Source organism: Rahnella rivi, assembly GCF_019049655.1.
GTDB classification, from domain to species: Bacteria; Pseudomonadota; Gammaproteobacteria; order Enterobacterales; family Enterobacteriaceae; genus Rahnella; species Rahnella rivi.
The window spans coordinates 244255-251365 of the sequence record NZ_JAFMOX010000061.1; the positions used below are offsets into that span (position 1 = coordinate 244255).

A 7111-nucleotide genomic window follows, 5' to 3' on the forward strand; every position below is an offset into this window, starting at 1 on the left:
ATTCTTCCTCAGCGATGCCCGTAGACACGCGGTTGCGTGTAGTGATCAATCAATGGCACGGTGATATTTGCCAGCAGAACGGCAAAGGCCACGCCGTCGGGATAGCCGCCATAGGTGCGGATAAGCCAAATCAGTAAGCCGATGAGGGCACCGAACACCAGGCGGCCTTTCGGCGTGGTGGAGGCGGTGACCGGGTCGGTGGCGATGAAGAAGGCTCCGAGCATTGTCGCGCCGGAGAACAGCCCCACCAGCGGCGATGAGTAGCTCTCCGGAGCCAGACCCCAGGCAATCGCCGCACAGAATGTCAGCATACCGAGCATAGCCACCGGAATGTGCCAGCTGATAATTTTACGCCACATCAGATACAGGCCACCGGCCAGAAATCCGAGATTAATCCACTGCCAGCCAAGACCGGCCAGCGAACCGCCAAACAGCGGGGTGGCAAGGATCTGTTCAGCTGAATGCCCTGAGCGCAGCCCGGTTTTAAACGCATCCAGCGGAGTGGCTTGCGTCACGCCATCGACATTCATGTTCAGCTGATAGGCGGTCAGATCCTGACTGTTGTGACCGGTGAAAATGGTCAGCAGCGTGTCGGCAAAACCGACGTGATGATGTTGCAGCACGTCCGGCGGTAACCAGGTAGTCATCTGGACCGGGAACGAAATCAGCAGCACCACGTAGCCGACCATCGCCGGGTTAAACGGATTCTGTCCCAGCCCGCCGTACAACTGTTTGGCAATAATGATGGCGAATATGGTGCCGAGCACCACCATCCACCACGGCCCGAGCGGCGGCAGGCTGATGCCCAGCAACACCGCCGTCAGCAGGGCGCTGTTATCGCCCAGACGTTTTTTCACCGGTTGTTTGCGCAGTTGCAGCACCGCGCCTTCTGCCAGCAGAGCAATCATGATGGCCAGCGACAGCTGAACCAGTGTGCCGTAACCAAAAAACCAGACCTGAGCGATCAGGCCGGGAACACAGGCCAGGATCACCATCATCATGATGGTGCTGGTGCTCTGGCGGTTATGCGTAAAAGGTGAACTTGCGATCCTGAAGGCCATCTATTCCTCGTTCGACATGGTCTGAGCGGCTTTGCGGGCCTTAACTCGGGCGATCGCAGCAGCCACGGCGGCTTTACGTGGATCGCTTTCTTGTTGTGATGGGTCTTTTTCTGATGGTGCGTCGTCTTGTAAATCACTCTGCGCGGCGGCTTTTTTCGCTTTGGCACGGGCAATCGCGGCGGCGACAGCGGCTTTGCGTTTGTCGTCAGCGGTGAGTTCAGCCGGTGCCGTTGCCACGTTTTCCACACCGGTTGTTTCACCGGCAGGCTGTGCGGCAGCGGCTTTTTTGGCTTTGACGCGGGCAATGGCGGCGGCCACGGCGGCTTTGCGATCTGCATCCGCATCGGCGGCAGGCGCGACGTTCAGCTCACTGTCCTTTGCTTCGACTACCACGCCGTTGCCGGCTTTTTTGGCTTTGACACGGGCGATGGCGGCGGCCACAGCGGCTTTGCGATCTGCATCCGCATCGGCGGCAGGCGCGACGTTCAGCTCACTGTCCTTTGCTTCGACTACCACGCCGGTGCCGGCTTTTTTGGCTTTGACGCGGGCGATAGCGGCGGCCACGGCGGCTTTACGGTCGTCTTCGGCAACCGGTGGCTTTTCAGGCACCGGTTCTGAGGCCACGGGGATGTCTTGCTGCGCGGCGGCTTTTTTGGCTTTGGCGCGGGCAATCGCCGCCGCCAGTGCGGCCTGACGCGGATCGACGTCCGGCGTTTCAGCCACCGGTTTCTCTTCGGCTGGCGCGTCTTGCACCGGCGTTTCACTGAGCTTCACGGCGGCTTTCTGGTGTTTCTCTTCACGCGCTAACTTCTCGCGTTCCATGCGCGCCTGTTTGGCTTCGAAACGCGCTTTGGCTTCGGTGGCACGGGCGGTTTCGGCATCAATAGCGCGGATTTCGGCCTTTTCCTGACGGTAATACTGCACCAGCGGAATGTTGCTCGGGCAGACATAGGCGCACGCGCCGCACTCGATGCAATCAAACAAATTGTGATTGCGGGCTTTCTCGTGCTCTTCACCTTTGCTGAACCAGTAAAGCTGTTGCGGCAGCAGCCCGGCAGGGCAGGCCTCCGCGCACAGGCTGCAACGGATACAGGCTTCTTCCGGTTCCTGCTGACCCAGTTCGGATTCAGACGGTGCCAGCAGGCAGTTGGAAATTTTTACCACAGGCACGTCAAGCGACGGCAGGGTAAAGCCCATCAGTGGGCCGCCCATGATCACCATCTTTTTGTCGCCCTGAGGCTGCAATCCGCCTTCCTGCATCAGGTGCGCCACCGGTGTTCCCAGACGCGCCCAGACGTTGCCCGGTTTCGCCATCGCTTCACCGGTCAGCGTCACCACGCGTTCGATCAGCGGTTCGCCGTCGATGATGGCGCGTTTGATGGCATACACCGTGCCGACGTTTTGCATCAGCACGCCGATGGACGACGAGTGATGGCCTTTCGGCACTTCGAGGCCGGTCAGAATTTTGGTCAGCTGTTTGGCGCCGCCGGAAGGGTATTTGGTCGGCACCACGCGCAGTTCGAAACGCACGCCGTCGGTAATATCCGCACCGATCGCCGCTTTGAACGCCGCAATGGCTTCAGGTTTGTTGTCTTCGATGCCAATCAGCACGCGCTCCGGATGCAGCATGTGGCACAAAATGCGCGTGCCCTGCAGGATCTCCGTCGCGTGTTCCTGCATCAGCCGGTCATCGGCAGTAATGTAGGGTTCACATTCGGCTGCGTTGAGGATCAGCGTGCGGGTGGAGGTCAGGCCGCCTGCCAGTTTACTGGCGGTCGGGAAGCCTGCGCCGCCCAGCCCGGCGATACCCGCCTGGCTGATGCGCTGATTCAGCTCATCGGCGGAAAGCTGGCGGTAATCGGCAATCAGTTCGCGCTCGCACCAGGTGTCCTTCCCGTCGGCTTCAATCAGCACGCACAGTTCTTTCAGGCCGGAAGGGTGCGCGGTGATGTGCGGTTCGATGGCCGTGATCACGCCTGACGTCGGTGAATGCACGGGCACGGTACGGCCACGGCCTGTCGTCAGCGGCTGACCTTTTAACACGCGGTCGCCCGCAATGACGCACAGCTCGCCTTCAGGGCCAAGATGTTGCTGAAGAGGGATGATAAAGCGCTCAGGCAACGGCACGTTGCGCAGCGGAACGTGGCTCGACTGCGTCTTCATTTCCGGCGGATGAATACCGCCGTCGAAGTCCCAGACTTTGTCTTTTTTGAGCGCGGCAAACAGATTAAACATGTTACTCCGCATGGATGACCTGAACCGGAATGGATTGCATATCCCACTTCCAGTTTGCGGTGGTGGTTTTGATCGGCAGCATTTCGATGCAGTCCGTCGGACAAGGCGCGACGCACAGGTCACAGCCGGTACATAAATCAGTGATCACGGTATGCACGGCGCGAGTGGCACCCACGATGGCATCCACCGGGCAGGCCTGAATGCACTTGGTGCAGCCGATGCAGTTGCTTTCATCGATATAGGCCACTCTGCGCACCGGTACCGCCGCGGCGGCGTCTTCACCCATCGGCTGCGGTTCAACGTTAAGCAGCGTGGCCAGCTTGAGCATCACGGCTTCGCCACCCGGCACACATTTATTGATGTTGTCGCCGTTGGCAACGGCTTCGGCGTAAGGCTTACAGCCGGGATATCCGCATTGCGCGCACTGGCTTTGCGGCAGAATATCGTCAATCTGATCGACAACCGGGTTGCCTTCCACGGCAAAACGACGCGAGGCGTAACCCAGCAGCAGGCCAAAAACCAGCGCCAGAGCGGTCAGCGCGCCAATCGCTACCCATAATTCAAACATTAGAATTTCACCAGACCCGTGAAGCCCATAAAGGCCAGCGACATCAGACCGGCGGTGACCAGCGCAATGGAAGAACCTTTGAACGGCGCAGGGACGTCAGCCACCACCAGGCGTTCACGGATAGCGGCGAAAAGCACCATGACCAGCGAGAAGCCGAGCGATGCGGCGAAGCCGTACAGCGCAGACTGCATGAAGTTCAGCTGCTGGTTAATGTTTAGCAGCGCCACGCCGAGCACGGCGCAGTTAGTGGTAATGAGCGGCAGGAAGATGCCGAGCAGGCGATACAGCGACGGGCTGGTTTTACGCACCACCATTTCGGTGAACTGCACGACCACGGCGATGACCAGAATGAACGCCATCGTGCGCAGATAAACCAGCTCCAGCGGCATCAGGATGAAGGTGTTGACCATCCATGAGCAGATATTGGACAGGGTGATAACGAACGTGGTCGCCAGCCCCATGCCGATAGCCGATTCCAGTTTCTTAGAGACGCCCATAAACGGGCACAGCCCAAGAAACTTCACCAGAACGAAGTTATTTACCAGCATGGTGCCGACAAACAGTAATAAATAAGAGGTCATGACAATTGCCCGGACATAATAAACATTAAAACTTCAGGGTTATTCCGTGAAGGTTTCTTTAACCCGCAGAGAGCGTTTGAAATAAGGCACAAACACCGCGGCAGCCAATAAAGGTAACAATAAGTTACGCACGGCCAGATCATCGGTAACCGGCGAGAATGCAAAGGCTTTTACGGCCAGCAACACGGTGCACAGTAACCAGATTATATACATTTTCGGCAAGACTTTGGCACGCTTGCAGAATTGCCACAACACGGCGACGGTAAATACCCCCATCGCTAATGTGGTCACTACGGAAAAATACCATTGCAGGGTAAATGCCTGCGAATTGGTGAGTAAGTAATCCCGCGATTCCGGCATAAATAATGCCATGGAAAACAATGCCAGCATTAATGCCACGCTTAACAACGTCACAATCAGATACGCCATCGGGGCCAGTAACCACCCACCAATACGTTTATAGCCCGGATTATTCGACATAAAAAACCTTTATTACGCGGGTTTTTCCACCCAGTCAGCACGGAGAGTCTTCCCCGACCTTCAAGGCGCAGTAGCTTAACCTGAGTTAGCGGTAGCCGATATCGTATTTATGTGATCAATACCTTAATCCTTCACGCCATCTCAGCGTTGGCCCCTTCGCGCGCCCCGGTCACATACTTTTGTATGCTCACGGGGCTGACCCGGTTGCCGCCTTGATTCAGCATGAAGGCTTCAGGTAATAAAATGAGGAAGGTTTAATGCACCGGCACCAGAATTTCAGTGGCGACGATCACCACAATCAGGCCGACCAGCACGGGCACGGAGGTACGTTTGACCACTTCGAACGGGGAGATTTTTGCCATACCGGCGACGGCGACGATCACGCCTGACACCGGCGAAATGGTGCGTCCGAGGTTTGAGGCCTGCAGCATCGGGATCACCAGATATTCCGGGTTGATGCCCATCTTCGCCGCCAGTTTCGGAATAAGTTCCACAAAGGCATAGAAAGAGGCGTTACCGGAGCCGGTGGTCATGGCCGCCAGCACGGTGATCACCACCAGAACCAGCATCATGAGCAGGCTGCCGGAACCGAAGTTTTGCGCCAGACCGATCAGGCTGCTGATGAAACCGACGGTACTCAGCCCCTGCGCGAAGACACCTGCCGCGACCAGCAGCATCACCACGTTGGCGAAGGCATCGGCCATGCCGCGATAGGCAACGTCCAGACCGGCGAACACGATTTTCCCGCTGCGGTTACGTACGGTTTCAATCAACGCAGTCAGCAACATGCAGATCACCAGAATGGTAATAATGTGCAGCCCCGGCCCCCATTTGCCGTCAAAAATCAGCACCCCGATAATGGGCGTGAAGGGCAGAATGGCGTAGAACGCGGGCGCATTGGTTTCCACCACATCTTCTTTATTGGAATCCAGGGCATCCACCGTTTCGGGGGTTTCACGTTTATCGAGGTAACGCTGCCAGAAGAAATGGGCAACGGCCATCGCCACGATGGCGGCCACAGAAATCGGCAGAGTTGCTTTAAACGCAAAATCCACCAGCGGCATGTTCGCCGCCTGCGCGGCCAGCACCACGTCACCGGAGGTCGGTGAAAGAATGATGGCCGCAGGGGAGGCACAAATCGCCGCTGCTGCACCACGGCTGATGCCGACGTTGACCATGATCGGGAACAGAGTGGCCATCAGCAGCACGCCCAGCCCGGTTGCCGAGGAGACGGCCAGCGACATCAGGCACGCCAGAATGTAGGCCGCCACCATCAGAATATAAGGGGAGTTGATCATTTTCAGCGGACGCGACGCCAGCCGCACGACCACGTCGTTCGCGCCGATGTGCGTCATGTAGGCGGCGAAACCGCACAGCATCATGATCATCATCCCGAGATCGCCACCGCGGCTCATCAGCAGAATTTTGACGTATTCCACGATATCCGTGGTGTTCCAGCCGGTGCTTTTCGCCCCTTCAGGCAGCACGCTGTGGCCCATTAGGACGCTTATCACCAGCAGCAAAAGCCCGCCGACCATCAGCACGCCGGTGGGCGAATAGCCTTTAATGATGTACCGCCCGACAAACACGGCAACCACCAGCCCGATCAGTAATTCCCACATAATGTTGTATCCCCGAGAGTCAATATGGATCCAAATGAAAGGCGGGCACTGTGCCGAAATAGCGCACCGGGCGTCATGACGCTTATCAATTATGGGTGATGAAAAAGAGGGGAATATCAAAATATGTGATGTTTAGCGGGGAATAAGAGGGGGGTTAAAACTCATTTTAACTTCAACGTCAAAACCGTGGGTTGCCACCCACACCGGCCTTAAGGTCAAAACCGTGGGCGTCGGCCCACACCGACTTGGGGGGCGGCATATCGCCGCCGCCCCCCAAGACCCCCCGGGCTCTTTTACTGCGCGCTATCGCAGGAACGACGGACATGTTCCGCAGCAATCGTGAGTGGCGCAAATCCAGGTGCTTCGCACTGCCTTCTCTCGGTCTTCGAGCCATAGGTCTCGAAGCCGCTCCGTTCAGCTGGATTTTGAGCACGCCAGTTAACTTTTTGAAAAGATGAGAATCATTCTGCTTTTGAATTTAAGATCGTGCGTGCGATTCGGAAATCTCGCTGAGTGAGAGGTTGCAGACCCGAGTTTTGAAAAGATGAGAGTCAGTCTGCTTTT

6 protein-coding genes are annotated in these 7111 nt (G+C 57.2%); all 6 read right to left on the reverse strand.

Annotated elements, in window-relative coordinates; translation table 11 throughout:
* Window positions 1–8: 8 nt before the first annotated feature.
* Window positions 9–1061, reverse strand: coding sequence for an electron transport complex subunit RsxD (gene rsxD / locus J1779_RS15285; RefSeq protein WP_217204171.1), 1053 nt, complete (start codon window positions 1059–1061; stop codon window positions 9–11).
* Window positions 1062–3296 (reverse strand): electron transport complex subunit RsxC, encoded by a 2235-nt coding sequence (rsxC, locus tag J1779_RS15290; RefSeq protein ID WP_217204172.1) that lies wholly within the window; start codon window positions 3294–3296, stop codon window positions 1062–1064. It abuts the gene before it with no gap.
* Window position 3297: 1 nt separating this feature from the next.
* Window positions 3298–3864: an electron transport complex subunit RsxB gene (gene rsxB, locus J1779_RS15295; protein WP_056780337.1), complete on the reverse strand. Its 567-nt coding sequence runs from the start codon at window positions 3862–3864 to the stop codon at window positions 3298–3300.
* Window positions 3864–4445, reverse strand: a complete 582-nt coding sequence (gene rsxA / locus J1779_RS15300) for an electron transport complex subunit RsxA (protein ID WP_056780334.1) — start codon at window positions 4443–4445, stop codon at window positions 3864–3866. Before rsxA ends, rsxB begins: the two co-directional genes overlap by 1 nt.
* A 39-nt stretch (window positions 4446–4484) precedes the next feature.
* The gene (locus tag J1779_RS15305) at window positions 4485–4925 is read right to left on the reverse strand and encodes a DUF2569 domain-containing protein (RefSeq protein ID WP_217204173.1); all 441 of its coding nucleotides are present in this window, start codon (window positions 4923–4925) and stop codon (window positions 4485–4487) included.
* A gap of 254 nt (window positions 4926–5179) precedes the next feature.
* Window positions 5180–6547, reverse strand: coding sequence for an anaerobic C4-dicarboxylate transporter DcuC (gene dcuC / locus J1779_RS15310; RefSeq protein ID WP_183846874.1), 1368 nt, complete (start codon window positions 6545–6547; stop codon window positions 5180–5182).
* Window positions 6548–7111: the final 564 nt, after the last annotated feature.